Source organism: Streptomyces sp. NPDC101178 (assembly GCF_044767965.1).
In the GTDB taxonomy this organism is placed as follows: Bacteria; Actinomycetota; Actinomycetes; order Streptomycetales; family Streptomycetaceae; genus Streptomyces.
On the sequence record NZ_JBIWOZ010000008.1, the window covers coordinates 279,010 to 305,286 of the forward strand.

Annotated in this window: 21 protein-coding genes; 9 read left to right on the forward strand and 12 right to left on the reverse strand. The window is 70.1% G+C overall.

The genetic code is table 11. The features are described 5' to 3' along the window. Nucleotides 1-164: 164 nt before the first annotated feature. The 3 genes from ACIRR8_RS23750 to arc all read right to left on the reverse strand — a co-directional run bounded on the left by ACIRR8_RS23750 (nt 165) and on the right by arc (nt 4,025). On the reverse strand, nt 165-383 hold the full coding sequence (locus ACIRR8_RS23750; RefSeq protein WP_018515354.1) for a ubiquitin-like protein Pup: 219 nt from the start codon (nt 381-383) through the stop codon (nt 165-167). A gap of 129 nt (nt 384-512) precedes the next feature. Next, the gene (gene dop, locus ACIRR8_RS23755) at nt 513-2,024 is read right to left on the reverse strand and encodes a depupylase/deamidase Dop (protein WP_404068174.1); all 1,512 of its coding nucleotides are present in this window, start codon (nt 2,022-2,024) and stop codon (nt 513-515) included. Nucleotides 2,025-2,258: 234 nt separating this feature from the next. Further along, on the reverse strand, nt 2,259-4,025 hold the full coding sequence (gene arc, locus ACIRR8_RS23760) for a proteasome ATPase (protein ID WP_355865702.1): 1,767 nt from the start codon (nt 4,023-4,025) through the stop codon (nt 2,259-2,261). 240 nt (nt 4,026-4,265) lie between these two features. Here arc and ACIRR8_RS23765 point away from each other — a divergent pair, with 240 nt between their 5' ends. Next, entirely contained in the window at nt 4,266-4,577 is a 312-nt protein-coding gene (locus ACIRR8_RS23765; protein ID WP_404068179.1) for a ferredoxin, read from the forward strand. A 44-nt stretch (nt 4,578-4,621) separates the two neighbouring features. Here ACIRR8_RS23765 and ACIRR8_RS23770 read toward each other — a convergent pair whose 3' ends face one another. From ACIRR8_RS23770 to ACIRR8_RS23780, 3 genes are all read right to left on the reverse strand, one after another. Further along, nucleotides 4,622-5,197 carry a hypothetical protein gene (locus ACIRR8_RS23770; RefSeq protein ID WP_404068576.1) on the reverse strand — a complete coding sequence of 192 codons (576 nt, stop codon included), beginning with the start codon at nt 5,195-5,197 and terminating at the stop codon, nt 4,622-4,624. Nucleotides 5,198-5,424: 227 nt separating this feature from the next. Further along, nucleotides 5,425-6,342, reverse strand: coding sequence for a tRNA (adenine-N1)-methyltransferase (locus tag ACIRR8_RS23775; protein WP_003970161.1), 918 nt, complete (start codon nt 6,340-6,342; stop codon nt 5,425-5,427). A gap of 43 nt (nt 6,343-6,385) precedes the next feature. Then, a complete protein-coding gene (locus tag ACIRR8_RS23780) occupies nt 6,386-7,636 on the reverse strand; it encodes a site-2 protease family protein (protein ID WP_404068182.1) in 1,251 nt (416 codons plus the stop codon). Nucleotides 7,637-7,813: 177 nt separating this feature from the next. Here ACIRR8_RS23780 and ACIRR8_RS23785 point away from each other — a divergent pair, with 177 nt between their 5' ends. Next, nucleotides 7,814-8,659 (forward strand): RecB family exonuclease, encoded by an 846-nt coding sequence (locus ACIRR8_RS23785; protein ID WP_404068579.1) that lies wholly within the window; start codon nt 7,814-7,816, stop codon nt 8,657-8,659. A gap of 9 nt (nt 8,660-8,668) precedes the next feature. Then, nucleotides 8,669-9,340 carry a response regulator transcription factor gene (locus ACIRR8_RS23790; RefSeq protein WP_030570198.1) on the forward strand — a complete coding sequence of 224 codons (672 nt, stop codon included), beginning with the start codon at nt 8,669-8,671 and terminating at the stop codon, nt 9,338-9,340. A 94-nt stretch (nt 9,341-9,434) separates the two neighbouring features. Here ACIRR8_RS23790 and ACIRR8_RS23795 read toward each other — a convergent pair whose 3' ends face one another. The 3 genes from ACIRR8_RS23795 to metH form a co-directional block, all read right to left on the reverse strand. Further along, on the reverse strand, nt 9,435-11,030 hold the full coding sequence (locus ACIRR8_RS23795; RefSeq protein WP_404068184.1) for an ABC transporter substrate-binding protein: 1,596 nt from the start codon (nt 11,028-11,030) through the stop codon (nt 9,435-9,437). Nucleotides 11,031-11,291: 261 nt separating this feature from the next. Beyond that, on the reverse strand, nt 11,292-11,993 hold the full coding sequence (locus tag ACIRR8_RS23800; protein WP_404068187.1) for an HAD family hydrolase: 702 nt from the start codon (nt 11,991-11,993) through the stop codon (nt 11,292-11,294). A 144-nt stretch (nt 11,994-12,137) separates the two neighbouring features. Beyond that, the gene (gene metH / locus ACIRR8_RS23805; RefSeq protein ID WP_404068189.1) at nt 12,138-15,653 is read right to left on the reverse strand and encodes a methionine synthase; all 3,516 of its coding nucleotides are present in this window, start codon (nt 15,651-15,653) and stop codon (nt 12,138-12,140) included. Between the two features lie 240 nt (nt 15,654-15,893). Here metH and ACIRR8_RS23810 point away from each other — a divergent pair, with 240 nt between their 5' ends. From ACIRR8_RS23810 to ACIRR8_RS23835, 6 genes are all read left to right on the forward strand, one after another. Then, on the forward strand, nt 15,894-16,658 hold the full coding sequence (locus tag ACIRR8_RS23810) for an IclR family transcriptional regulator (protein WP_043186377.1): 765 nt from the start codon (nt 15,894-15,896) through the stop codon (nt 16,656-16,658). 390 nt (nt 16,659-17,048) lie between these two features. After that, nucleotides 17,049-17,840 (forward strand): MIP/aquaporin family protein, encoded by a 792-nt coding sequence (locus ACIRR8_RS23815; RefSeq protein ID WP_404068192.1) that lies wholly within the window; start codon nt 17,049-17,051, stop codon nt 17,838-17,840. Between the two features lie 57 nt (nt 17,841-17,897). After that, nucleotides 17,898-19,442, forward strand: coding sequence for a glycerol kinase GlpK (glpK, locus tag ACIRR8_RS23820; protein ID WP_109166490.1), 1,545 nt, complete (start codon nt 17,898-17,900; stop codon nt 19,440-19,442). A gap of 15 nt (nt 19,443-19,457) precedes the next feature. After that, entirely contained in the window at nt 19,458-21,068 is a 1,611-nt protein-coding gene (locus ACIRR8_RS23825) for a glycerol-3-phosphate dehydrogenase/oxidase (RefSeq protein WP_109977067.1), read from the forward strand. Between the two features lie 96 nt (nt 21,069-21,164). Beyond that, nucleotides 21,165-22,223, forward strand: coding sequence for an LLM class flavin-dependent oxidoreductase (locus ACIRR8_RS23830; RefSeq protein WP_404068195.1), 1,059 nt, complete (start codon nt 21,165-21,167; stop codon nt 22,221-22,223). A 146-nt stretch (nt 22,224-22,369) separates the two neighbouring features. Further along, nucleotides 22,370-23,413 carry a PAC2 family protein gene (locus ACIRR8_RS23835; RefSeq protein WP_404068198.1) on the forward strand — a complete coding sequence of 348 codons (1,044 nt, stop codon included), beginning with the start codon at nt 22,370-22,372 and terminating at the stop codon, nt 23,411-23,413. A gap of 70 nt (nt 23,414-23,483) precedes the next feature. Here ACIRR8_RS23835 and mshC read toward each other — a convergent pair whose 3' ends face one another. The 3 genes from mshC to ACIRR8_RS23850 all read right to left on the reverse strand — a co-directional run bounded on the left by mshC (nt 23,484) and on the right by ACIRR8_RS23850 (nt 26,232). Continuing rightward, on the reverse strand, nt 23,484-24,713 hold the full coding sequence (mshC, locus tag ACIRR8_RS23840; protein WP_404068201.1) for a cysteine--1-D-myo-inosityl 2-amino-2-deoxy-alpha-D-glucopyranoside ligase: 1,230 nt from the start codon (nt 24,711-24,713) through the stop codon (nt 23,484-23,486). A gap of 131 nt (nt 24,714-24,844) precedes the next feature. After that, the gene (locus ACIRR8_RS23845; protein WP_404068203.1) at nt 24,845-25,678 is read right to left on the reverse strand and encodes an SCO1664 family protein; all 834 of its coding nucleotides are present in this window, start codon (nt 25,676-25,678) and stop codon (nt 24,845-24,847) included. Then, nucleotides 25,642-26,232, reverse strand: a complete 591-nt coding sequence (locus ACIRR8_RS23850; protein ID WP_355608755.1) for a DUF3090 domain-containing protein — start codon at nt 26,230-26,232, stop codon at nt 25,642-25,644. Before ACIRR8_RS23850 ends, ACIRR8_RS23845 begins: the two co-directional genes overlap by 37 nt. Nucleotides 26,233-26,277 lie beyond the last annotated feature (45 nt).

The window sequence follows — 26,277 nt, forward strand, 5'->3', positions numbered from 1 at the left end:
TTGGGGGGGGGGGTGTCTGGGCGCCCCCCCCGGGGCGGGGGGCGGGGGGGCGCGCCGGGGGTGGGGGGGGGGGGTGCGGCCCCCCGCGGGGGGGGGCCCCGACACCCCGTCTCCCCCGGTTCGTCACGGTCGCCCGGGACCTACCGGGCGTTCACACTCGTGAACTACTGTCCACCCTTTTGAACGAATGACCTCACGAAGTCCTCGGCGTTCTCTTCGAGGACGTCGTCGATCTCGTCCAGCACCGAGTCGACATCGTCGCTCAGCTTCTCCTGGCGCTCCGCGAGGTCCTCGGACGCCTGCGCGTCCTGCGCCTGCTCCTCGGTCTCCTCGGTGGAACGCGTCGCCTTCTGCTGTCCGCCGCCGGTGTCCTTGGTCGCCATGTAGCTCACCCCGCTCGGTTCGAAGCAATCGAAGCTCTTGATCAGACCCTACCCACGAGGTCCGACATTTGGCCTGGTAGTTGTGCAACGTCCGGGCCTCGGGTGATTGATTCCCAGCCCGGACACCTTTCAGCCGCCCGAGAGCGTGCGGACCAGCTCGTCCGCCGTACGGCAGCGGTCGAGGAGGTCCTTGACGTGCTCCTTGGTGCCCCGCAGCGGCTCCAGCGTGGGCACCCGCTGGAGCGAGTCGCGGTCCGGCAGGTCGAAGATGACCGAGTCCCAGGAGGCGGCCGCCACGTCGTCGGCGTACTGCTCCAGGCAGCGGCCCCGGAAATAGGCCCGGGTGTCCTCCGGAGGCTTCGTACGGGCCCTGGTGACGTCGTCCTCGTCCAGCAGCCGCTTCATCCGCCCACGGGCCGCCAGACGGTTGTAGAGCCCCTTGTCGGGCCGTACGTCGGCGTACTGGAGGTCCACCAGGTGGAGCCGGGGGGCGTCCCAGTCCAGCGAGTCGCGGCGGCGGTAGCCCTCCATGAGCTCCCGCTTGGCGATCCAGTCCAGCTCACCGGCCAGACTCATCGGATCGGTCTCCAGCCGGTTGAGCGTGTCCTCCCAGCGGGTCAGGACGTCCTCGGTCTGCTCGTCGGCGTCGGTGCCGTACCGCTCGTCCACATATTTGCGGGCCAGCTCGAAGTACTCCATCTGGAGCTGGACCGCGGTGAGTGTCCGGCCGCTGCGGAGCGTGATCAGCTGCCGCAGCTCCGGATCGTGCGAGACCTGGTGCAGGGTGCGGACGGGCTGGTCGACGGCGAGGTCGACGGTGATGAACCCGTCCTCGATCATGGACAGCACCAGGGCGGTGGTGCCGAGCTTCAGATAGGTCGAGATCTCCGAGAGGTTGGCGTCGCCGATGATCACATGGAGCCGGCGGTACTTCTCCGCGTCGGAGTGGGGCTCGTCGCGGGTGTTGATGATGGGGCGCTTGAGCGTGGTCTCCAGGCCGACCTCGACCTCGAAGTAGTCGGCGCGCTGGCTGATCTGGAAGCCGTGCTCCTGGCCGTCCTGGCCGATACCGACGCGCCCCGCGCCGGTGACGACCTGGCGGGAGACGAAGAACGGCGTCAGATGGCGCACGATGTCCGAGAACGGGGTCTCCCGCTGCATCAGATAGTTCTCGTGCGTCCCGTAGGAGGCGCCCTTGTTGTCGGTGTTGTTCTTGTAGAGGTGGATCGGCTGGGCGCCGGGGATGGCGGCCGCACGCTCGGCGGCCTCGGCCATGATCCGTTCGCCGGCCTTGTCCCAGAGCACCGCGTCCAGTGGGTTGGTGATCTCCGGTGAGCTGTATTCGGGGTGCGCGTGGTCGACGTAGAGCCGGGCACCGTTGGTGAGGATCACATTGGCCAGGCCGATGTCCTCGTCGGTGAGCTGGCTGGAGTCGGCGGTCTCACGGGCGAGGTCGAAGCCTCGCGCGTCGCGCAGCGGATTCTCCTCCTCGAAGTCCCAGCGGGCGCGGCGCGCCCGGTGCATCGCTGCCGCGTAGGCATTGACGATCTGGGACGAGGTGAGCATGGCATTGGCGTTGGGGTGGCCGGGGACGGAGATCCCGTACTCCGTCTCGATGCCCATTACTCGCCGTACGGTCATGCGGCCCTCCTTGCCCGGCGTCGGTCCCGTCCGGGAGCGACGCTCAAGTACCGCTGCTTGTCCGGTGCGTATGCGGTGCCCGTCACCGCACTGCGCGACTCGGCGGTACCGCAGAGCCTAGAGCGCCTCTGTGCCGGTGGGGAGATCAAATACGACATTGCTCCGACGTGGCCGGAACAGGGGAAAACGAGCGGCTGCGGATGCCCCTCCAGGCATCCGCAGCCGGTCGGCGTATTACAGGTACTGGCCGGTATTGGCCACGGTGTCGATGGAGCGGCCGGTGTCCGCGCCCTGCTTTCCGGTGACGAGTGTGCGGATGAAGACGATCCGCTCACCCTTCTTACCGGAAATCCTGGCCCAGTCGTCCGGGTTGGTGGTGTTGGGCAGGTCCTCGTTCTCCTTGAACTCATCCACGCAGGCCTGGAGGAGATGGGAGACGCGCAGACCCTTCTGCTGTTGTTCGAGGAATGCCTTGATGGCCATTTTCTTTGCCCGGTCGACGATGTTCTGAATCATCGCGCCGGAGTTGAAGTCCTTGAAGTACAGGACTTCCTTGTCGCCGTTGGCGTACGTGACCTCGAGGAAGCGGTTCTCCTCGGATTCCGTGTACATCCGCTCCACGACCGACTGGATCATGGCGTGGGCGGCGGCCTCGCGCGAGCCGGTGTGCTCGGAGAGGTCGTCCGCGTGCAGCGGGAGCGACGGGGTCAGGTACTTCGCGAAGATGTCCTTCGCGGCCTCGGCGTCCGGACGCTCGATCTTGATCTTCACATCGAGTCGGCCGGGTCGCAGGATGGCGGGGTCGATCATGTCCTCGCGGTTGGAGGCGCCGATGACGATGACGTTCTCCAGGCCCTCCACACCGTCGATCTCGGCGAGCAGCTGCGGGACGATGGTGTTCTCCACGTCCGAGCTGACGCCGCTGCCGCGGGTGCGGAAGAGGGATTCCATCTCGTCGAAGAAGACGATGACGGGGGTGCCCTCGCTGGCCTTCTCGCGCGCACGCTGGAAGACCAGGCGGATGTGCCGCTCGGTCTCGCCGACGTACTTGTTGAGGAGCTCGGGGCCCTTGATATTGAGGAAGTAGCTCTTCCCCGCGGGCTGCCCGGTCACCTCGGCGACCTTCTTGGCGAGCGAATTGGCGACGGCCTTGGCGATGAGCGTCTTGCCGCAGCCGGGCGGACCGTAGAGCAGGATGCCCTTCGGCGGTCGCAGTTCGTGCTCCTTGAAGAGGTCGGGGTGGAGGTACGGAAGCTCGACCGCGTCGCGGATCAGCTCGATCTGGTCGCCCAGGCCGCCGATCTTGTCGTAGTCGATGTCCGGGACCTCTTCGAGGACGAGCTCCTCGACCTCGCTCTTGGGGACCACCTCGTACACGTAACCGGACCTGGAGTCCAGCAGCAGGGCGTCGCCGGGGCGGATGGTGATGTCCAGCAGCGGCTCGGCGAGCCGCACCACCCTCTCCTCGTCGGTGTGCCCGACCACCAGGGCGCGCTCGCCGTCCTCCAGGATCTCCTTGAGGGTGACGATGTCCCCGGCCCGCTCGAACTCCATGGCCTCGACCACGTTGAGCGCTTCGTTGAGCATGACCTCCTGGCCGCGCCGGAGGTCCTCCAGCTCGACGCTGGGAGACACGTTCACCCGGAGCTTGCGGCCCCCGGTGAAGATGTCGCAGGTGCCGTCCTCGTTGGCCTGAAGGAAGACTCCGAAGCCGGCCGGTGGCTGAGCGAGCCGGTCGACCTCCTCCTTGAGGGCCACGATCTGGTCGCGCGCCTCGCGGAGCGTGTTGGCGAGCCGCTCGTTCTGAGCGGACACGCCTGCCAGATTCGTCTGCAACTCGACGATCCGCTCTTCGAGAATCCTCGTATGACGCGGAGAGTCGGCGAGCTTACGTCGCAGGACGGCGATTTCCTGCTCGAGATAGGCAACCTGGCCGGCTGGGTCCTCGGACCCGCGCGCGGGCCGGGTGCCGCGGTTGATGTCGTCGTCGTGGGCTGCCACGGTCCTCACCTCCTCCATGGGGAGCTGGACGCTTCCTGACCCTACCTGGGCTGGTGGTGATTGAAACCCCTAGATCACAAAGACTGCGGGGTGTGTCCGATCTTCACCCTTGCGCTCTCCCTCACGTCAAGGGAATACCCACCCTTCGGCATCGGAAAGCCGCCGGTTGTATCGTCGAAGCGTTCAACACCCGTCAGGGCTGGCTCCCATGGTTTCGGATACGCAGGAACGGCAGGACACATGACCGTGCAGCAGGACGCGCCGGGCGACGGTGACACGCAGGACCTGGAGGTCTGGATCGACCAGGACCTCTGTACGGGCGACGGCATCTGCGTGCAGTACGCCCCCGATGTCTTCGAGCTGGACATCGACGGTCTGGCATACGTGAAGAGCGGCGACGACGAGCTGTTGCAGGACCCGGGGGCCACCACTCCGGTGCCGCTGCCGCTCCTCCAGGACGTGGTCGACTCGGCGAAGGAGTGTCCCGGGGACTGCATCCACGTGCGGCGCGTGAAGGACAGCGTCGAGGTGTACGGGCCGGACGCGGCCTGACCCGTACGGCCAGCCGACGCGGCCTGACCCGCACGGGCAGTCGCTCAGACGCTGCGCGCGAGGTCCCCGGAGGTGCGGACGAAGGCGCTGCCCTTCCATCGCCAGGAGGCCTGCTCCTCCTGGTCGGGGCAGCAGCGGGGCACCTCCAGGGAGGAGTAGCCGAGCAGGGTCGCCGATATGCGCCCCTCGCGCACGGCGAAGTCCCCGACGGTCTTCTTGTCCGCGGGGTCCACCAGGGTCGCCACGATCCTCGGTGCGGCCCCGCTTCCCTGTGTCAGGACGTAGATGCCGCTCGGCGGTGTCCCGGAGCCCGCGTCGCAGTGGACCACGGCGACGGTCTCCGGCCGCCCGTCGCCGTCGAGGTCTCCGGGCGCCTGCCTGGCCACGGTGGTGCCGGCTCCGCCGCATTCCAGCGGGAAGTCCGCCTTCTCGGCGTCCGGGGCGGCGACGGGCGTGGTGGTCCGCGGCTCGTGGGCCGTGGCGGTGGCGGTGGCGGTGGCCGTACGGGGTTGGAGCAGCCCGGCCAGGGCGACGACGGCTGCCATGGCCGCGGCCGTGGCGAGCCAGTGCACCGGCTTCGTGACGGTGTGCGCGAGGTCCGGGAGCGCGGAGGTCTGCACGCGGGATGTCTCCATGTGGTTCCTGGGAGCCCGGGGCGGGGAGGGGCCCGGCCCTGAGGGGTGGCCAGCATCGTGCCACACCTCACACGCCGGGGGAACGGCGGGGTGTGCGCCGGTTTCACCGCCGCGGCGCGGCCGGCGCGCGCCCGGCGGCAACAGGAAGGCGCCGCCGCGCGGTTCCACGGTCGGTCGGGGAACCGCGCGGCGGCGCCGGTTCGTTGGGCGGATCAGCCGCGGTCGGCGGCGGAGCCTCCACGGCTCTGGCTGCCCGGTCCCTCGTAGTCCTCGCCGTAGGCGCCCTTGGAGGGGCGGCGGCGGCGCAGCGGCGGTTCGACGCCGTCCGCGAGGCGGCGGGCGGTGACCAGGAAGCCGGTGTGGCCGATCATCCGGTGGTCGGGGCGGACGGCCAGGCCCTCGACGTGCCAGTTGCGGATCATCGACTCCCAGGGCTGCGGTTCGGCGAAGCAGCCGATCTCGCGGATGGACTCGACGGTGCGCGAGAGCTGGGTGGTGGTGGCGACGTAGGCGCAGAGGATGCCGCCGGGCACCAGGGCCTTGGAGACGGCCTCCAGGCACTCCCAGGGGGCGAGCATGTCCAGCACGACGCGGTCGACGTCGGTGTCGGAGAGGTTGTCCTGGAGGTCTCCGACGGTCAGCTGCCAGGCGGGGTGCGGCGAGCCGAAGTAGCGCTCGACGTTCTGCTGGGCGATCTCGGCGAAGTCCTCGCGGCGCTCGTAGGAGTGCAGCATGCCCTGCTCGCCGATGGCGCGCAGCAGGAAGGTGGAGAGCGATCCGGAGCCGACCCCGGCCTCCACGACGCGGGCGCCGGGGAAGATGTCGGCGAAGGCCAGGATCTGGCCCGCGTCCTTGGGGTAGACCACGGCGGCGCCGCGGGGCATGGAGAGGACGTAGTCGGGGAGCAGGGGGCGCAGCGCGAGATAGGCGACGTTTCCCGTGGTTCGGACAACACTGCCCTCAGGAGCACCGATCAGCTCGTCGTGCGGGAAAGAACCCTTGTGGGTGTGGAAGTTCTTTCCGGCTTCGAGCGTGAAGGTGTAGTGGCGTCCCTTGGGGTCGGTGAGCTGGACCTGGTCCCCGACCTTGAAGGGCCCACGTCGGCGGGCGGCACCGGTCGGTTCAGACATGTGACCAGCGTACCGGTGTTTCCGGGGCCCTTTTCCGGGGCCTTCAGGACTCGGGGCGGGCCATGGCCTTGACGAAGGCGCGCTCGACATCGGCGGTGGAGAGGACTCCGTAGATCTCGCCGGTCTCCTCGATCACCAGGTACTCGGTGGCCGGGTTGGCCTTGAGCCGGTCCAGGAGGGCTTCTCCGGCCAGCTCGGCGGGGACCTTCATGCCGTCGGTGAGGTCCTGGGCGAGGCCGCTGACGGCGACCCAGGGGCGGCGGTGTTCGGGGACGCCGACGATGGCGGCCTCGCGGACGACGCCCTTGGGGTGGCCCTGTCCGTCGACGACGACCAGGGCGCGGGCGCCAGCCTCGTTGGCCCGGCGCAGCGCCTCGGAGAGCGGGGTGGCGGACTCGACGGGGACGGCGCGGCGGGTGAGGGTGCGGGCCCGCAGGTCGGGCAGGTGCTCGCGGAGCCGGGCCATGCGCAGGCTGTTGCCGGCGCCGGTCCAGATGATGCCGGCGAGGATCGCGGCGAGCAGGGCGTCCATGACGGTCTCCACACCGCCGATCTCCTCGTTGGCGGAGCCGAGCGTCCCGGTGTGGGTGAGCAGTGGAAGCCCGATGAGGACGGTGACGGCGAGGCCCCGGCCGACCCAGGCGGCGGCGATGGTGCCGCTCATGGGCTTGCCGGTGATCTTCCAGACGATGGCGCGGAGCATCCGGCCGCCGTCGAGGGGCAGGCCGGGCAGCAGGTTGAAGGCGGCCACGATGAGGTTGGAGATCATCAGTCCGGCGATCAGGACGCCGGGGACGGTGCCGGGCTCGACGAACCGCATCGCGCCGTAGAAGACGCCGCCGAGGACGAGGGAGAGGAGGGGTCCGACGAAGGCGAGGATGAACTCGCGGCCGGGGGTCTCGGTCTCCTTCTCGATCTCGGAGACACCGCCGAAGAACTGGAGCTGGATGCGGCGGACCGGCAGCTTGTAGCGCAGCGCGGCGACCGTGTGGGCCAGTTCGTGGACGAGTACGGAGGCGTAGAAGGCGATCGCGAAGAAGAGGGCCACGAGGTAGCGGGCGCCGCCGAGTTCGGGCAGGACCCGGTCGAGCTGGCCGCCGAAGACCCAGGTGATCAGTGCGGCGACGACGAACCAGCTGGGCGCGACGTACACCGGCACACCGAAGGGACGGCCCATGAGCAGGCCGCCGCCCGGATCCGCGGGGCGCTTCGGCTTGCCGCTGCCGGGGGCGGCGGAGGGGTCGCTTCCCCCTGCGCCGGGCTGCGGCCGCCCGCTGTCGCCGCTCTCGTCCACGGGGTCCCTTCGGTTCGGTACGTGGCCTGCGCCACGATGATGCTGTCTGCGAGGGTCTGCCGTCGATGGTATGCCGCCGGTTGTCAGTGGCGGGCCGTAGGGTCGGGAGACATGAGCACCGTGCCCCGGCCGCCGCAGCCGCCTTCGTCCCTGTCACCGTCGCGGGCGAGCGATTTCATGCAGTGCCCTCTGCTCTACCGCTTCCGGGTCATCGACAAACTGCCGGAGAAGCCCAGCGAGGCCGCTACTCGCGGCACGTTGGTCCATGCGGTGCTGGAGCGGCTCTTCGACGCCCCGGCGGCGGACCGTACGGCACCGCGGGCGCGGGCACTGGTTCCCGGCCAGTGGGACCGGCTGCTGGAGGCGCGGCCGGAGCTGGGCGAGCTGTTCGCGCAGGATGCCGGGGGCGAGCGGCTGTCGCGGTGGCTCGGTGAGGCGGAGCGGCTGGTGGAGCGGTGGTTCTCGCTGGAGGACCCGACGCGTCTGGAGCCGGCCGAGCGTGAGCTGTTCGTCGAGACGGAGCTGGAGTCGGGGCTGCGGCTGCGCGGGGTGATCGACCGGATCGATGTGGCGCCGACCGGTGATGTGCGGATCGTCGACTACAAGACGGGGAAGGCACCGCGGCCGGAGTATGCCGACGGCCCGCTGTTCCAGATGAAGTTCTACGCGCTGGTGATCTGGCGGCTGAAGGGGATCGTGCCGCGCCGGCTCCAGCTGGTCTATCTCGGCAGCGGCGATGTGCTGACGTACGACCCGGTGGTGGCGGATCTGGAGCGGGTGGAGCGGAAGCTGCTCGCGCTCTGGGAGGCGATCACGCTGGCGACGGAGACCGGTGACTGGCGGCCGCGTCCGACGAAGCTGTGCGGCTGGTGCGACCACCAGGCGGTCTGTCCGGAATTCGGCGGGACTCCCCCGGTGTATCCGCTGTCGGTCCGCCCGGCGGAGTCGGGCGAGGATGATCAGGGCAGAATGGGACCGGTCCGGGCCGAGGCCGGCCGTGCCGTGGCCCTTGAGGGCCCTTAAGGAGTTCCTGTGGCGATCCGCGTCCTTCTGGTCGACGACCAGCCTCTGCTGCGCACCGGCTTCCGGATGATCCTGGAGGCCGAGGGCGATCTGGCGGTGGTCGGTGAGGCCGGTGACGGTCTGCAGGCCATCGACCAGGTGCGGGCCCTCCAGCCCGATGTGGTGCTGATGGACATCCGGATGCCGCGGATGGACGGTGTGGAGGCGACCCGCCAGATCACCGGTCCGGGCAAGGACGGTCCGGCGAAGGTGCTGGTGCTGACCACGTTCGATCTCGACGAGTACGTGGTAGAGGCGCTGCGCGCCGGCGCGAGCGGCTTCCTGCTGAAGGACGCTCCGGCCAATGAGCTGGTCCAGGCCATCCGGGTCGTGGCGGCGGGCGAGGCGATGCTCGCGCCGAGCATCACGCGCCGGCTCCTCGACAAGTACGCGGACCACCTGCCCTCCGGCGAGGACCCGGTGCCGGACGCGCTGCACACGCTGACGGACCGTGAGGTGGAGGTCCTGAAGCTGGTGGCGCGCGGCCTGTCCAACGCGGAGATCGCGGCGGACCTGTTCGTCAGCGAGACGACGGTCAAGACGCACGTGGGCCATGTGCTGACGAAGCTGGGCCTGCGCGACCGGGTGCAGGCCGCGGTGTACGCGTACGAGAGCGGGCTGGTGCGCCCCGGCGCGCAGTAGGCAGCCGACGCACGAAAGCTGACCGACGCACCGAAGCCGTCCGGCCCGCACCTCCTGTTGCCAGGAGGTGCGGGCCGGACGGCTTCGGCGGTGCTCAGGTGGTCTTGTTGAGCTCCCAGAGCTGGAGTTCGGAGGTGGCACTGACGGACCGCTCGACCCCGGCGACCCCGCTGCGCGAGGCCACGTACTGCTTGCCCTGCCAGATCGGCAGGACCGGGACGTCGGTGGCGACGATGTCCTGGAGCTTCTCGTACGTCGTGGCGGCGGCGCTGCGGTCAGCCTCGCGGCGCGACTTCGGGATGAGGACGTTCTGCGCTTCCCGGGACCGGTAGGGCGAGTTGAGGAAGTTGTTCTTGTCCAGGAACGGGGCGGTGTAGTTGTCCGGGTCCGGGAAGTCGGGGAACCAGCCCATGCCGTACGCCGCGTAGTCGCCGCGCTTCTGCTCCGGCCGGTACTTCGACCACTCCTTGCCCTGGACGTCGACGTCGAAGAGGCCGGAGCCGTTCAGCTGCGCCTGGAGCGCCTTGAACTCCTTGGCGGTGGCGGAGCCGTAGTGGTCGTTGGTGTAGTGCAGGGTGAACTTCACCGGCGTCTTGACGCCGGCCTTCTCCAGGGTCTGCGCGGCCCTGGCGGTGCTGGGCTCGCCGTACTTGTTGAAGAACGCGTTGGTGTGGCCGGTGATGCTGGAGGGGATCAGCGAGTAGAGCGGCTCGGCGGTGGTGCCGTAGACCTTGCCCGCGATCTCGCCCCGGTCGATGATCTGCGCGATGGCCTGGCGTACGGACTTGTTGACGACCGGGTCCTTGGTGTTGAAGCCGAGGTAGCTGATGGCGAGGCCGGGCATCTCGGTGAGCTCGATGCCCTCCTTCGGCTTCACCAGCATGTCGCGGGCCTGCTCGGGCGACATGGCCCGGGTCATCATGTGGATCTTCTCCTCCTCCAGCGCCTTGCCCATGGCGTCGGCGTCGGGGAAGAGGTCCATCTCGACCTTGTCGTTGAGGACCTTCAGCTCACCCTGGTACGAGGGGTTCTTGGTGAAGGCGATCCGCGTCACCCGGCCGTCCTCGACCTGCGGCTTCATGGTGTAGGGCCCCGAGCCGTCGACCTGGAAGCCGTCGCGCGCCTCCTTCGCCGGGTACTTCCCCTTGGGGACGATGCCGGCGGCGGGCGTGGCGAGCTTGTACGGGAAGGTCGCGTCCGGCGTGTTCAGGTGGAAGACCACCTGGTTCTCGCCCTTGGTCTCGATGGTGTCGATGTTGGCGAGGAGCCCGACCGGTCCGCTGTCGGCGTTGATGTCGATGACCCGCTGGATGGAGTACTTCACATCCTCGGCGGTGACGGGGGTGCCGTCGGCGAACTTCAGGCCCGCGCGCAGGGTGCAGCGGTAGCTCTCGTTCGCGTTGTCCGTGAAGGTGCAGCTCCGGGCGGCCTCGGGCACCGGCTCGCCGCCGCCGTGGGGGACGGTGGTCAGGGTCTGCACGGTCTGCCGCAGGACGTTCCAGACGCCTGCCTCGTACCCGATGGCCGGGTCGAGAGGAGCGGGGTTCTCCTCGGAGGCCACGAGCTGGTCCGTGGTGCCGACGACGATGGCGCCTTCGCCACCGGCGCCGCTGTCCGTGCTGCCGCAGGCGGCGAGCACGGGGGCGAGCAGGCCGACTATGGCCGGCAGCACCAGGGTCTTGCGGTTCATACGGACGGTCTCCCTCATCACGGTGGGTGAGGAATCCAAGTTAGTAGCCGCCGGTGGCCGCTCCGACCGCGCTCGGAGCGGCTTCGCCCCCTCCGCCGTGCGGGAGGGGCGATATTTGATCACCATTCCGGACAGATCATCCGATCATGGCAGGCGGCTGGAGAGGTTCAGGTGAGGAAGCTCACCCGTCCTACCTCTTCACACAGAGGGGATCTGGCTGATTCACGTCCACGGAAAGTTGCCGGAACGCACACGGTTCCTTCAGTTCGTGGCGGTGACGAGCTTCCGCAGGAAGGCGAGGTCGACCTCTTCGAGGGAGCCGACGACGACCCGGCCGGAGGCGGGTGCGATGGGGGCCACGGACGGGATGGCGACGACCCGGCAGCCGGCCGCCTCGGCCGCCGCCACGCCGGTCGCGGTGTCCTCGATGACCGCGCAGCGCCACGGGTCGGCGCGGAAGCCGGCGGCGGCGGTGAGATAGGGCTCGGGGTGCGGCTTGGTGCGGGTGACCTCGTCACCGGCGACCGTGAGCGCGAAGTGGTGGTGACCGACCGAGTCCAGCACCCGGTCGATGATCCGGCGGTGCGAGGCGGAGACGAGCGCGGTGGGGATCTGCGCCGCGTGCAGCTCGGCGAGCAGCCGTTCGGCGCCCGGCATGAGCGGCACGCCGTGCCGGATGCGCTTCTCGAAGCGGTCGTTCAGCAGCACGGTCAGCTCGTCCAGGGCGATGTCCGCACCGGTGACGTCGATGAGGTAGCCGGCGCTGCGGGTCATGGGTCCGCCGACGACCACATCGCGCCAGGACTCCTCCAGCCGGTGTCCGAGGTCGGCGAAGACCTCCTTCTCGACGTCCCACCAGAAGCCCTCGGTATCGACCAGGGTTCCGTCCATGTCGAGAAGGACCGCCTGCAGGGCGGCGCCTTCGGCCGTGCGGGTCAAGGACGCGGGGACCGTACTGGTCATCCGGCACACCTTCCGTAAGGGACGAGAAGGCCGGCCGCCATTCCCGAGGAGCGGGAGGGCGACCGGCCTGCACTGGACCGACCAGTGTACGACCTGTCCGGCCACGGTGCGCGAACGGCGCGGGACCGTGGTGCGGCGGGGTGGTTACCGTGCGTTGAAGTACTTCGCCTCGGGGTGGTGGATGACGAGGGCGTCGGTGGACTGCTCCGGGTGGAGCTGGAACTCCTCGGAGAGCTCGACGCCGATCCGGCCCGGCTGGAGGAGGTCGGCGATCTTCGCGCGGTCCTCCAGATCGGGGCATGCCCCGTAACCGAGCGAGAACCGGGCGCCCCGGTACTTCAGCGCGAACATGTCCTCGACGTCGGCGGGGTCCTCCCCGGCGAAGCCGAGCTCGCTGCGGACCCGGGCGTGCCAGTACTCGGCGAGGGCCTCGGCGAGCTGGACGGAGAGGCCGTGCAGCTCCAGGTAGTCGCGGTAGGAGTTGGCGGCGAACAGCTCGGCGGTGGCCTCGCCGATCCGGGAGCCGACGGTGACGACCTGGAGGCCGATGACATCCCTCTCGCCGGACTCCTCGGGGCGGAAGAAGTCGGCGAGGCAGAGGCGGCGGCCGCGGCGCTGGCGCGGGAAGGTGAAGCGGGTGCGCTCGGAGCCGTCCTCGTGGAGGAGGATCAGGTCCTCGCCCTTGGAGACGCAGGGGAAGTAGCCGTAGACCACGGCGGCTTCCAGGAGGTTGTTGGACTGGAGGTGGTCGAGCCAGCCGCGCAGGTGCGGGCGTCCCTCGGTCTCCACCAGCTCCTCGTACGTCGGTCCGTCGCCGGTCCTGGCCTGCTTGAGGCCCCACTGGCCCTTGAACAGCGCGCCCTCGTCCAGCCAGGAGGCGTACTCCTTCAGCGGGATGCCCTTGATCACCCGGGTGCCCCAGAACGGCGGCTCGGGGACGGGGTTGGTGGTGGAGACGTCCGAGCGCACCGAACCCTCGGGCTCCTCGACCTCCAGCACCGCCGCGGCCTCCTTCTTGGGGACCCGGCGCTGCTTCAGCTCGGGCAGGACCGCGCCCGGCACGCCGCGCTTGACGCCGATGAGCGCGTCCATCAGGCGCAGGCCCTCGAAGGCGTCGCGGGCGTAGCGGACCTCGCCCTCGTAGATCTCGTGCAGGTCCTGCTCGACGTAGGCCCTGGTCAGCGCGGCGCCGCCGAGGATGACCGGGAAGTCGGCGGCCATCTTGCGCTGGTTCAGCTCCTGGAGGTTCTCCTTCATGATCACGGTGGACTTCACCAGGAGGCCGGACATGCCGATGACGTCGGCCCGGTGCTCCTCGGCGGCTTCCAGGATCGCGGAGACGGGCTGCTTGATGCCGAGGTTGACGACGTTGTAGCCGTTGTTGGAGAGGATGATGTCGACGAGGTTCTTGCCGATGTCGTGGACGTCGCCGCGGACGGTGGCGAGCACGATCGTGCCCTTGCCGTCGTCGTCGGACTTCTCCATGTGCGGCTCCAGGTGGGCCACCGCGCTCTTCATGACCTCGGCGGACTGGAGGACGAACGGCAGCTGCATCTGGCCGGAGCCGAACAGCTCGCCGACCACCTTCATGCCTTCGAGCAGCGTGTTGTTGACGATGTCCAGGGCCGGGGTGTCCTGGAGGGCCTCGTCGAGGTCGGCCTCCAGGCCGTTCTTCTCGCCGTCGATGATGCGGCGCTGGAGCCGCTCGTCCAGCGGGAGGGCCATCAGCTCCTCGGCCTTGCCCGCCTTCATCGACTTCATGTTGACGCCCTCGAAGAGCTCCATGAGCTTCTGGAGGGGGTCGTAGCCCTCGGCGCGGCGGTCGTAGATCAGGTCGAGCGCGACCTTGACCTGCTCCTCCTCCAGCCGGGCGATCGGCAGGATCTTCGAGGCGTGCACGATCGCGGAGTCCAGGCCCGCCTTGACGCACTCGTCCAGGAAGACCGAGTTCAGCACCACGCGCGCGGCCGGGTTGAGGCCGAAGGAGATGTTGGAGAGGCCCAGGGTGGTCTGGACGTCCGGGTGGCGCTTCTTCAGCTCGCGGATGGCCCCGATGGTGGCGATGCCGTCGCCGCGGGACTCCTCCTGGCCGGTGCAGATGGTGAAGGTCAGGGTGTCGATGAGGATGTCGGACTCGCGGATACCCCAGTTGGTGGTGAGGTCCGCGATCAGGCGTTCGGCGATGGCGACCTTGTGCTCGATAGTCCGCGCCTGGCCCTCCTCGTCGATGGTCAGCGCGATCAGGGCGGCGCCGTGCTCGGAGGCCAGCGCGCTGACCTGCGCGAAGCGGGAGTCGGGGCCGTCGCCGTCCTCGTAGTTGACCGAGTTCAGCACGGCCCGGCCGCCGAGCTGCTCCAGGCCGGCGCGCAGGACGGGCAGCTCGGTGGAGTCCAGCACGATCGGGAGGGTGGAGGCGGTGGCGAAGCGGCCGGCCAGCTCGGTCATGTCGGCGACGCCGTCGCGGCCCACGTAGTCGACGCAGAGGTCGAGCATGTGCGCGCCCTCGCGGATCTGGTCGCGGGCCATCTCCACGCAGTCGTCCCAGCGGGCCTCCAGCATGGCCTCGCGGAACTTCTTGGAGCCGTTGGCGTTGGTGCGCTCCCCGATCGCCAGGTAGGCGGTGTCCTGGCGGAAGGGGATGTGCTGGTAGAGCGAGGCGGCGCCGGGCTCGGGGCTGGGGTCGCGCTCGGGCGGCGTGAGCCCGCGGACCCGGTCCACGACGGCCTTCATGTGGGCCGGGGTCGTACCGCAGCAGCCGCCGATGAGGGAGAGGCCGTAGTCCCGGACGAACGTCTCCTGGGAGTCGGCGAGGCCGTCGGGGCCGAGCGGGAAGTGCGCACCGTCCTTGGTGAGGACGGGCAGGCCGGCGTTGGGCATGCACATCAGGGGCGTACGCGAGTGGCGGGCGAGGTAGCGCAGGTGCTCGCTCATCTCGTCCGGGCCGGTGGAGCAGTTCAGACCGATGAAGTCGATGCCCAGCGGCTCCAGGGCGGTGAGGGCGGCGCCGATCTCGGAGCCGAGCAGCATGACGCCGGTCGTCTCGAAGGCGAGGGAGCAGACCAGCGGCACGTCGACGCCCAGGGCCTCCATGGCCCGGCGCGCGCCGATGATGCTGGACTTGGTCTGCAGCAGGTCCTGGGTGGTCTCGACGATCAGCGCGTCGGAGCCGCCCGCGAGGAGTCCCTCGGCGTTCTTCTGGTAGCCGTCGCGCAGGACGTCGTACGTGATGTGGCCGAGCGAGGGCAGCTTGGTGCCGGGGCCGATGGAGCCGAGGACCCAGCGCTGACGGCCGTCCCTGGCGCCGAACTCGTCGGCGACCTCGCGGGCGATCCGGGCGCCGGACTCGGAGAGCTCGAAGATCCGGTCGGCGATCTCGTACTCGTTGGCGGCGGAGTGGTTGGCGCCGAAGGTGTTGGTCTCGACGCAGTCGACGCCGACCGCGAAGTACTCCTCGTGGACGGAGCGCACGATGTCGGGGCGCGTGAGGTTGAGGATCTCGTTGCAGCCTTCGAGGTTCTCGAAGTCCTCAAGGGTCGGGTCCTGTGCCTGGAGCATGGTGCCCATCGCACCGTCGGCCACCACCACCCGGGTGGCGAGCGCCTCGCGCAGGGCTGCTGCGCGGGTCCGGCTGTCGGGGGCGGGTGTCGGCAACGAGGCCACGGATGATCTCCCAGGGATGCGACGGCTGTCGGCTTTGCGTCCTTCTCGGGGAAGGCGCACCCCGTCAGCGTAGCCGGACAGCTCGGCGCGTGGTCGGTCCGTCCAGGAGACGGACTGCATGCTGTGCGGGTGCGGGCGCCGAGTGCCGTCAGGAGGAGACTTTCTCCCGGAGTCCGGCACAGGTCGGCATCGACCGATAGTGTTCAGCATTGTCGAACCGAGGTGGAGGAGTACGGCGCGATGGCCAAGAACATCCAGTCGCTGGAGCGGGCGGCCGCGATGCTGCGCCTGCTGGCGGGCGGCGAGCGGCGGCTCGGGCTGTCCGACATCGCCTCCTCTCTGGGGCTGGCCAAGGGCACCGCCCACGGAATCCTCCGCACCCTCCAGCTGGAGGGGTTCGTCGAGCAGGACGCCGCGTCCGGGCGCTACCAGCTCGGCGCCGAGCTCCTGCGGCTCGGCAACAGCTATCTCGACGTCCACGAGCTGCGGGCCCGCGCCCTGGTCTGGACGGACGACCTGGCCCGCTCCAGCGGGGAGAGCGTCCACCTCGGCGTGCTCCACCAGCACGGCGTCCTCATCGTCCACCACGTCTTCAGGCCCGACGACAGCCGCCAGGTGCTGGAGGTCGGGGCGATGCAGCCGCTGCACTCCACGGCGCTCGGCAAGGTGCTGTCCGCGTACGACCCGGTGGCGCACAGCGAGGTCATGGAGGCGGAGCGCCGCTCCTTCACCGCGCGTACGGTGACGGCCGCCGACGAGTTCGAGGCGATGCTGGACCTGATCCGCGCCCAGGGGTGGGCCGCCGACGCCGAGGAGACGTGGGAGGGCGTGGCCGCCGTGTCCGCCCCGGTCCACGACCGGCGCAGGATGCCGGTGGGCGCGGTGGCGGTGACCGGGGCGGTGGAGCGGGTCGCACCGGGCGGCGTACTGCGGCCCGAGCTGATCGCGGCCGTACGGGACTGTGCCCGGGCGGTCTCGCGGGACCTGGGCGCCGGGCGCTTCTGAGGACCGGGGTTCCCGAGAGCCGGCCCCCGAAGGCCCAAGGCCCCTCAAGGCCGGGCAGCCATCCCCGTAACACCTGGCGCACCCGCACATCCGATGCGCCCGGGTGCGCCAGCGCGCATCCGGGCGCATCGTGGGGTAACGATCGCGTCGCGCACCGAGTCCTCGGCCACAGAACCCTTGACGCTTCCTTCACTCGGGAGAAACACTGCCGTTCAACGGTCGGCATTGTCGAACGCTTAACGGCAATACGCGTTAGGGTGTGACAGTGCCAAGGGCCGGTCAAGCCCTCACAGGTGGGATGCCCACGATTTGTGGATACCCCGCCTGGGGCGTGAAGCACCGAGGGACCGGTGTTCCGCTCCCCCTGGACGAAGGACAAAGGAGTCGCGGGTGTCCAGCTCCGACATTTTCATCGGCGAGACCATAGGTACCGCCATACTCATCCTGCTCGGTGGCGGCGTGGTCGCCGCCGTCACGCTGAAGCGCTCGAAGGCCCGGAACGCGGGCTGGCTGGCCATCACCTTCGGGTGGGGTTTCGCCGTGCTGACCGGTGCCTACCTGGCCGGCGGCGTCTCTGGCGCCCACCTCAACCCCGCCGTCACCCTCGGCCTCGCCATCCAGGGCGGCACGCCGTGGGGCGATGTGCCCCTCTACCTGGGCTCGCAGCTGCTCGGCGCGATGATCGGCGCCGTCCTGGTCTACGCGGTGTACTACGGGCAGTTCCACGCCCACCTGACCGACCCCGAGATCGTCGGCACCAAGTCCGCCGAGGAGGGAATGGTCGACCAGGTCTCCGCCCCCAAGGCCGGACCGGTGCTCGGCATCTTCTCCACCGGCCCGGAGATCCGCAACGGTGTGCAGAACGTCGTCACCGAGGTCATCGCCACCATGGTGCTGGTCCTGGCGATCCTGACCCAGGGCCTGAACAACGAGGGCAACGGCCTCGGCACGCTCGGTGCCCTGATCACCGCCCTGGTCGTCGTCGGCATCGGCCTCTCGCTCGGCGGGCCCACGGGGTACGCCATCAACCCGGTCCGCGACCTCGGACCGCGCATCGTGCACGCGGCGCTGCCGCTGCCGAACAAGGGTGGTTCCGACTGGGGCTACGCGTGGGTACCCATCGTGGGTCCGCTCATCGGCGGCGCCCTCGCCGGTGGGCTCTACAACCTGGCCTTCGCCTGACCCACGCGGGTATCAGCGCCGTAACCCCTTTCACCCACAGACTTCCGGGAGCACACCGTGACCGACGCACACACCACCGGCACCCACGGCACCGGCCCGTTCATCGCGGCCATCGACCAGGGCACCACCTCCAGCCGCTGCATCGTCTTCGACAAGGACGGCCGGATCGTCTCGGTCGACCAGAAGGAGCACGAGCAGATCTTCCCGAAGCCGGGCTGGGTCGAGCACGACGCGACCGAGATCTGGGAGAACGTGCAGGAGGTCGTCGCCGGCGCCATCGTCAAGGCCGGCATCACCTCCGCCGACGTCAAGGCGATCGGCATCACCAACCAGCGCGAGACCACCCTGCTGTGGGACAAGAACACCGGTGAGCCGGTGCACAACGCGCTGGTCTGGCAGGACACCCGTACCGACGCGCTCTGCAAGGAGCTCGGCCGCAACGTGGGCCAGGACCGCTTCCGCCGCGAGACCGGGCTGCCGCTCGCCTCGTACTTCGCCGGGCCCAAGGTCCGCTGGCTGCTCGACAACGTCGAGGGGCTGCGCGAGCGCGCAGAGGCCGGCGACATCCTCTTCGGCACCATGGACTCCTGGGTCATCTGGAACCTGACCGGCGGCACCGACGGCGGTGTGCACGTCACCGACGTCACCAACGCCTCGCGCACCCTCCTGATGAACCTGCACCGCATGGAGTGGGACGAGAAGATCCTCTCCTCCATCGGCATCCCGGCCGCGGTCCTCCCCGAGATCCGCTCCTCCGCCGAGGTGTACGGCCACGCCAAGGGCGGCATCCTCGACGGCGTGCCCGTCGCCTCCGCGCTCGGCGACCAGCAGGCGGCCCTGTTCGGCCAGACCTGTTTCGCCGAGGGCGAGGCCAAGTCCACGTACGGCACCGGCACCTTCATGCTGATGAACACCGGTGGCACGCCGGTGAACTCGTACAACGGGCTGCTCACCACCGTCGGCTACCAGATCGGCGACAAGCCCCCGGTGTACGCCCTGGAGGGCTCCATCGCGGTCACCGGTTCGCTGGTGCAGTGGATGCGCGACCAGATGGGCCTGATCAAGTCGGCCGCCGAGATCGAGACGCTGGCCTCCTCGGTGGAGGACAACGGCGGCGCCTACTTCGTGCCCGCCTTCTCCGGTCTGTTCGCCCCCTACTGGCGTCCCGACGCCCGGGGTGTGATCACCGGTCTCACCCGTTACGTCACCAAGGCGCACATCGCCCGTGCCGTCCTGGAGGCCACCGCCTGGCAGACCCGCGAGATCAGCGACGCCATGACGAAGGACTCCGGCGTCGAGCTGACCGCGCTCAAGGTCGACGGCGGCATGACGTCCAACAACCTGCTGATGCAGACGCTCGCCGACTTCCTGGACGCACCCGTGGTGCGCCCGATGGTCGCCGAGACCACCTGCCTCGGCGCCGCCTACGCCGCCGGCCTGGCCGTCGGCTTCTGGCCGGACACCGACGCGCTGCGCGCCAACTGGCGCCGGGCCGCCGAGTGGACCCCCCGCATGGACGCGGACACCCGTGCCCGCGAGTACAAGAGCTGGCTCAAGGCCGTCGAACGGACCATGGGCTGGGTCGAGGACGAAGAAAGCTGACGAGGAGCATTCGACATGACCACCCTGCAGAGCGTTCCCGCCCTCGGAACGCACCCGGCCTCCGGCTCCCTGCCGAGCCGCGCCGAAACCCGGGAGCAGCTGTCCCGGGCGACGTACGACCTCCTGGTCATCGGCGGCGGCATCCTGGGCATCTCCACCGCCTGGCATGCCGCGCAGTCCGGGCTGCGGGTGGCTCTGGTGGACGCCGGTGACTTCGCCGGCGCCACCTCCTCCGCCTCCTCCAAGCTGCTCCACGGCGGTCTGCGCTACCTCCAGACCGGTGCGGTCAAGCTGGTCGCGGAGAACCACTTCGAGCGCCGCGCGGTCTCCCGCGAGGTGGCCCCGCACCTGGCCAACCCGCTCACCTTCTACCTGCCCGTCTACAAGGGCGGCCCGCACGGCGCGGCCAAGCTCGGCGCGGGCGTCTTCGCCTACTCCGCGCTCTCCGCGTTCGGCGACGGCGTCGGCCACGTCATATCCCCGGCCAAGGCGTCGCGCGACGTGCCGGAACTGCGCACCGACAACCTGAAGGCCGTCGCGGTCTACGGCGACGACCAGATGAACGACGCCCGCATGGCGCTGATGACGGTCCGCGCGGCCGTGGACGCGGGCGCCGTCGTCCTCAACCACGCGGCCGTCACGGGTCTGCGCTTCACCCGGGGCCGGGTCACCGGCGCCGAGCTGAAGGACAGCGTCGACGGTACGGAGTTCGGCGTCACCGCCCGCCTCGTGCTCAACGCGACCGGCCCGTGGGTCGACCACCTGCGGAAGATGGAGGACCCGAACGCGGCCCCCTCCATCCGCCTCTCCAAGGGCGCCCACCTGGTCCTCAAGCGGACCCGGCCGTGGCGCGCCGCGCTGGCCACGCCGATCGACAAGTACCGCATCACGTTCGCGCTGCCGTGGGAGGACATGCTGCTCCTCGGCACGACGGACGAGGAGTACGAAGGTGACCCGGCGGACGTCTCGGTGACCGAGGCCGACACCGCGCAGATCCTCGACGAGGCGGCGTTCTCGATCAAGGACCAGCAGCTCTCGCGCGACCTGATCACGTACTCCTTCGCCGGTCTGCGCGTCCTGCCCGGCGGTCCGGGCGACACCTCCAAGGCCAAGCGCGAGACGGTCGTGACCGAAGGCCGCGGCGGGATGCTGTCGGTGGCCGGCGGCAAGTGGACGACCTTCCGCCACATCGGCCGTACGGTGATGAACAAGCTGGCCGCCCTGCCCGGCCACCCGCTGGCCGAGGACATGGAGCCGATGAACCGGCTGCCGAGGAAGCTGCCGCTGCCCGGGATCGCCAACCCCAACGCGGTCGCGCACCGGCTGCTCGTCGACGGCCCCGCCCCCGGCCCCCGGATGGCGCCGGACACCGCCCGCCACCTGGCCACGCACTACGGCTCGCTCGCCTTCGACATCGCGCGCCTGGCCAACGAGAGCCCGGAACTGGCCGAGCGCGTCCACCCGGACGCCCCGGAGATCTGGGCCCAGGTCGCCTACGCCCGCGACCACGAGTGGGCCGAGACGGCGGACGACGTCCTGCGCCGCCGGACCACGCTGACGATCCGCGGCCTGGCGACGGACGACGTCCGCGACGGCGTCGAGAAGCTGCTGGCCGACCGCGACTGACCCACCGAGGGCGGCCTCCCGCGCGGGGAGGCCGCCCTCTCCATGCGCCACACTCCCGCCATACGCGCGCAATGCGCGGCGAGGAGAGTGGAGGTCATGAGATTTTCGGTGCTTTCCCTGATCGGCCATGACCCGCACCCCCTCACCGGTGAACTCCCCTCCCCCGCCGACCGTTTCGAGGAAGTGATCGCCACCGCGACGGTGGCGGAGAAGCTCGGCTTCGACTCCTACTCGGTCGGCGAGCGGCACGCCGGAGCGTTCCTCTCCTCCAGCCCGGGCGTGGTGCTGGGCGCGATCGCGGCCCGGACGAGCACGATCCGGCTGCTCACCGGCGTGACCGTCGTCGCGATCCTGGACCCGGTCCGGGTCGCGGAGGACTTCGCGACGCTCGACCAGATATCCCGGGGCCGGATCGAACTGGTCGTCGGGAAGGGCGCAGAGGCGGGCCACTTCGACCTCTTCGGGCTCGACGAGGAACGGCAGTGGGACCTCCAGAAGGAGAGGTACGAGCTGCTGCGCCGGCTCTGGACCGAGGAGGGCGTCGACTGGACGGGCGAGTTCCGGCCGCCGCTGAAGAACGTGACGACGGTGCCACGTCCGTACGACGGTCTCCCCCGCATCTGGCACGGCTCGGCCACCAGTCTCAACTCCCCCGAGCTGGCGGCGAAACACGGCGACCCGCTCTTCACCGCCAACGCCATCCAGCCGCGCGAGGCGTACGCGAAGCTCATCGCGCACTACCGGGAGCGGTTCGAGGCGTACGGGCACGATCCGGCGGACGCCAAGGTGGCGGCGGGCTCCGGCGGGCTGCTCATCGCGGACAGCTCGCAGGCGGCCGTGGAGCGGTACAAGGAGCTGTACGAGGCGCGGGTGCGGCAGACGTTCAAGCCGCACCTGGCGGGGAAGGCCGGCTACAACACCCCGTTCCGGACCATCGAGGACGCGATCGCGGGCGGCCCGCAGCTGATCGGCTCCCCGCAGCAGATCATCGACAAGATCCTCGGCTGGCACACGGTCTACCGCCACGACCTCCAGTCGGTCACCGTGGACGGCTTCGGGCTGAGCCGGCCGGAGCAGCTGGAGACGCTCCGGCGGTTCGCGGAGGAGATCGCGCCGGTGGTGCGGCGGGAGGCGCCTTCCACGCTCTGGCAGTGAGCGCGGGGACGGACCGATGCACTGTTCGGCCCGCTGATCCACTCCTGCTGGCAAGGTTCACCCGGCCGTGCAAACGGGCTGCGGCCGAAGGGTCCCGAAGCCGTAAGGTTGCTCCGTACGTATGGAGACATCGGAAGGAGGCCCGGGTGATCGAGCTCGAGTCGGTGCCCGAGCTGGTCGACCCGGTCATGGTGGCCGCGTTCGAAGGCTGGAACGACGCCGGTGACGCCGCCTCCACAGCGGTCGCCCATCTCGACCGGGAGTGGAAGGGTGAGGTGTTCGCGGCGCTGGACGCCGAGGACTACTACGACTTCCAGGTCAACCGGCCCACGGTGTGGCTGGAGAACGGCGTGCGGAAGGTCACCTGGCCGACGACGCGCCTCTCGGTGGTGCGTGTCGGCGGCGAGAAGCCGCGTGACCTCGTCCTGGTGCGCGGGATCGAGCCGTCGATGCGCTGGCGCTCGTTCTGCAACGAGATCCTCGGCTTCGCCCACGAGCTGGGCGTCGAAATGGTCGTCATCCTGGGCGCGTTGCTCGGTGACACCCCGCACACCCGGCCGGTGCCGGTGAGCGGGGTCACCTCCGACGCGGATCTGGCGCGGACGATGGACCTGGAGGAGACCCGGTACGAGGGTCCGACGGGGATCGTCGGCATCCTCCAGGAGGCGTGCACGCATGCCGGGGTGCCGGCGGTGAGCCTGTGGGCCGCCGTGCCGCACTATGTGTCGCAGCCGCCGAACCCGAAGGCCACGCTGGCCCTGCTGAACCGCCTGGAGGACCTGATCGGGCTGCGCATCCCGCTGGGCGAGCTGCCCGAGGACGCGCGGGCCTGGCAGCTCGGCGTGGACCAGCTGGCGGCGGAGGACAGCGAGGTCGCGGAGTACGTCCAGACGCTGGAGGAGGCACGGGACACCGCCGAGCTGCCCGAGGCCTCCGGTGAGGCCATCGCCCGGGAGTTCGAGCGGTATCTGCGGCGCCGGGACGGCGGCCCGGGCCCTGGCGGTCATGCCACGGAGAGCGGGGACTCGGCGGCGTATCTGCGGGACCCGTCGAGCGGCCGCACCCGCCCGCCGAAGCCGCCGAGGCCGGAGGCGGGTCAGGGTCCGGGACAACCGGGTCAGGGTCCCGCGAAGAAGCCCGAGGACAAGGGGCCTGACGAGGCGTCCGGGGAGAGTCCCGAGGAGGAGTGACCGCGAGAGCCGGCCCCGGACTTCACGGAGAAGTCCGGGGCCGGCTCTCGCGGTGCGGTCCGCCGCTCTTCTAGAGCGCGACCCCCAGCAGCGCGTCGACGGTACGGGAGACGAGGCCGGGAGCCCCTTCGTCCGTACCGCCCTCCGCGCTCTGCAGCTCGGCCCACCGGTCCACGGCGGCCAGCGCCGTCGGCGTGTCCAGGTCGTCGGCGAGGGCCTCGCGGACCTCCTCCACCAGCGCGTCGGCCGACCGGCCGTCGGGGCGCGAGACGGCGGCGCGCCAGCGGGCGAGGCGCTCCACGGCGTCGGCGAGGACCTGGTCGGTCCACTCCCAGTCGGCGCGGTAGTGGCGGGAGAGCAGCGCCAGGCGGATGGCCGCCGGGTCGACGCCGTCACGGCGCAGGGTCGAGACGAAGACGAGGTTGCCCTTGGACTTGGACATCTTCTCGCCGTCGAGGCCGACCATGCCGGCATGGACGTACGCCTTGGCGAACGGGTGCTCGCCGGTCAGCGCCTGGGCGTGCGACGCACCCATCTCGTGGTGCGGGAAGACCAGGTCGGAGCCGCCGCCCTGGATGTCGAAGCCCATGCCGAGGTGGTCCAGCGCGATGGCGACGCACTCGATGTGCCAGCCCGGGCGGCCCTCGCCCAGGGTGGCCCCGTCCCAGCTCGGCTCGCCCGGGCGGGCGGCCATCCAGAGCATCGGGTCGAGGGGGTTCTTCTTGCCGGGGCGCTCGGGGTCGCCGCCGCGCTCGGCGGAGAGCAGGCGCATGGCCGCCGCGTCGAGCCCGGAGACCTCGCCGAAGTGCGGGTCGGCGTCGACGGAGAAGTAGATGTCGCCTTCGAGGTCGTAGGCGGCGCCGGCCTCCCGCAGCCGCTCCACGAGCGGCACGATGCCCGGTATGGCCTCGACCGCGCCGATGTAGTGCTGCGGGGGCAGCATCCGCAGGGCGGTCATGTCCTCGCGGAAGAGTGCCGTCTCGCGCTCCGCGAGCTCGGTCCAGTCCTGACCGTCGCGCACGGCCCGCTCCAGGAGCGGGTCGTCCACGTCGGTCACGTTCTGGACGTAGTGAACCTGCCGCTTGGTGTCGAGCCACACGCGCTGAACGAGGTCGAACGCGTTGTAGGTCGCCGCATGACCCAGGTGGGTCGCGTCGTACGGCGTGATGCCGCAGACGTAGATGCGGGCGACGGGACCGGGGTCAAGGGTGATCCGTCCGCCGGTCGCGGTGTCGTGGATCCGAAGGTCGCGGCCCTTGCCAGGCAGGGCGGGGACCTCAGAAGCGGGCCAGGCATGCATGTCATGAGCGTAACCGGACGATGCTTCCGGATACGAACCGGATCCGGATTCCTGTCCGAAGAGACACTCCTGCGGTAAACCTTCGAAAGGCTGTACGGCCAGGACGTTCACCGCGCGCCCGCCGGGGCCCGCTACACGGGCGGCCACGGGATCGGCGGCCACTGCCCGCTCGGCTTCGGGTGTACGCGGCTGTCGAGCAGACTCGCCACCCGAGCCCGCAAGGCCTCCAGTTCGGCCGCCGTGACGAGTTGCGCCATCCGGGTGGCGAGCGGTTCGCCGTCCGCCAGCTCCGCGGCGAGCAGCGCGAGGACCCGCAGCGCCTCCTCGGTGAGCGGCTCACCGGCCCAGCCCCACAGGAGGGTGCGCAGCTTGTCGTCGGCGTTGAAGGTGACCCCGTGGTCGATGCCGTACAGCAGGCCGCCGGGGGCCGGCAGCAGATGGCCGCCCTTGCGGTCACCGTTGTTGATCACCGCGTCCAGCACCGCGAGCCGCCGCAGCCGGGGGTCGTCCGCGTGCACCAGCAGCGCGGTCCTCCCGCCTCCGACATCCGCGTAGCCCACGGCCTTCCAGCCCTCGCCCGGCTCGTCGTCCTCGACCAGGGCCAGCAGCTCGGGCGGGTCCTCGCCAGGCCCGTCGATCCAGAGCTGGCACATGCCCTGCCCGTACGGCCCCTCCCGCAGCACGGTGGGCGGCACGAGGTCCCATCCGGTCGCCCGGGAGATCTCGTACGCAGCCACCTCCCGCTGCGCGAGGGTGCCGTCCGGGAAGTCCCAGAGCGGCTGCTCGCCCGCGACCGGCTTGTAGGCGCAGGTGCGCTCCTCGCCTTCGTACGCGATGGTGCAGTGCAGCACCGCGTTGGACGCCCCGCCGACCTGCCCGAGCACCGTGAGCGTGCCCTCGGTGAGCAGGGTGAGCAGCTCGGTGTCCGTCAGGCTCCGCGACGGTATCCGTTCTGGCGCGGGCATACGTGTCCTTCCGGATCGAGCGGCAGGCTGCACAGCGGGCACGGCGGGCGGCCGGCGTTGACGACGTCCAGGGCGCGCTTGGCGAACGCGCGGGCCTGGGCGCCGCTGAGCCGGACGCGGAGCATCGGCGGACCGTTCTCCTCGTCCTGGAGGAGCTTCTCCTCGGCCTCCGCGAGGTCGTCCTCGGAGTCCGCGTCGAGCTCGACGAGGGCCTGCGCCTCGACGATCATGCGCTGCTCGTCGCCGTCCCAGGCCAGGGCCATGGTGCCGACCCGGAACTCCTCCTCCACGGGCACGTCCAGCGGGGCGGTGTCGGCGACGTCGGTGGGAGCGACGGCGGGCACCGGCGAGTTGCCGCCGGTCCGCCGGACCACCTCGTCGAGCAGTTCGTCGATCCGCTCGGCCAGGGCGGCCACCTGGGTCTTCTCCAGGGCGACGCTGGTGACCCGGCCCTGGGAGGAGGCCTGGAGGAAAAACGTACGGCGGCCAGGCAGCCCGACCGTACCGGCCACGAATCGGTCCGGTGGGTCGTAGAGGAACACCTGACGGGACACGTCCTGTCTCCCTTGAGAATCGATGGGGTGGATAGCGGCGCTACG

Coding starts and splice junctions, on each gene's coding strand:
- ACIRR8_RS23750 (WP_018515354.1), bottom strand. CDS start 383: ATGGCGACCAAGGACACCGGCGGCGGACAGCAGAAGGCGACGCGTTCC.
- dop (WP_404068174.1), bottom strand. CDS start 2,024: ATGACCGTACGGCGAGTAATGGGCATCGAGACGGAGTACGGGATCTCC.
- ACIRR8_RS23765 (WP_404068179.1), top strand. CDS start 4,266: ATGACCGTGCAGCAGGACGCGCCGGGCGACGGTGACACGCAGGACCTG.
- ACIRR8_RS23775 (WP_003970161.1), bottom strand. CDS start 6,342: ATGTCTGAACCGACCGGTGCCGCCCGCCGACGTGGGCCCTTCAAGGTC.
- ACIRR8_RS23785 (WP_404068579.1), top strand. CDS start 7,814: ATGCAGTGCCCTCTGCTCTACCGCTTCCGGGTCATCGACAAACTGCCG.
- ACIRR8_RS23795 (WP_404068184.1), bottom strand. CDS start 11,030: ATGAACCGCAAGACCCTGGTGCTGCCGGCCATAGTCGGCCTGCTCGCC.
- ACIRR8_RS23800 (WP_404068187.1), bottom strand. CDS start 11,993: ATGACCAGTACGGTCCCCGCGTCCTTGACCCGCACGGCCGAAGGCGCC.
- ACIRR8_RS23810 (WP_043186377.1), top strand. CDS start 15,894: ATGGCCAAGAACATCCAGTCGCTGGAGCGGGCGGCCGCGATGCTGCGC.
- ACIRR8_RS23825 (WP_109977067.1), top strand. CDS start 19,458: ATGACCACCCTGCAGAGCGTTCCCGCCCTCGGAACGCACCCGGCCTCC.
- ACIRR8_RS23830 (WP_404068195.1), top strand. CDS start 21,165: ATGAGATTTTCGGTGCTTTCCCTGATCGGCCATGACCCGCACCCCCTC.
- mshC (WP_404068201.1), bottom strand. CDS start 24,713: ATGCATGCCTGGCCCGCTTCTGAGGTCCCCGCCCTGCCTGGCAAGGGC.
- ACIRR8_RS23845 (WP_404068203.1), bottom strand. CDS start 25,678: ATGCCCGCGCCAGAACGGATACCGTCGCGGAGCCTGACGGACACCGAG.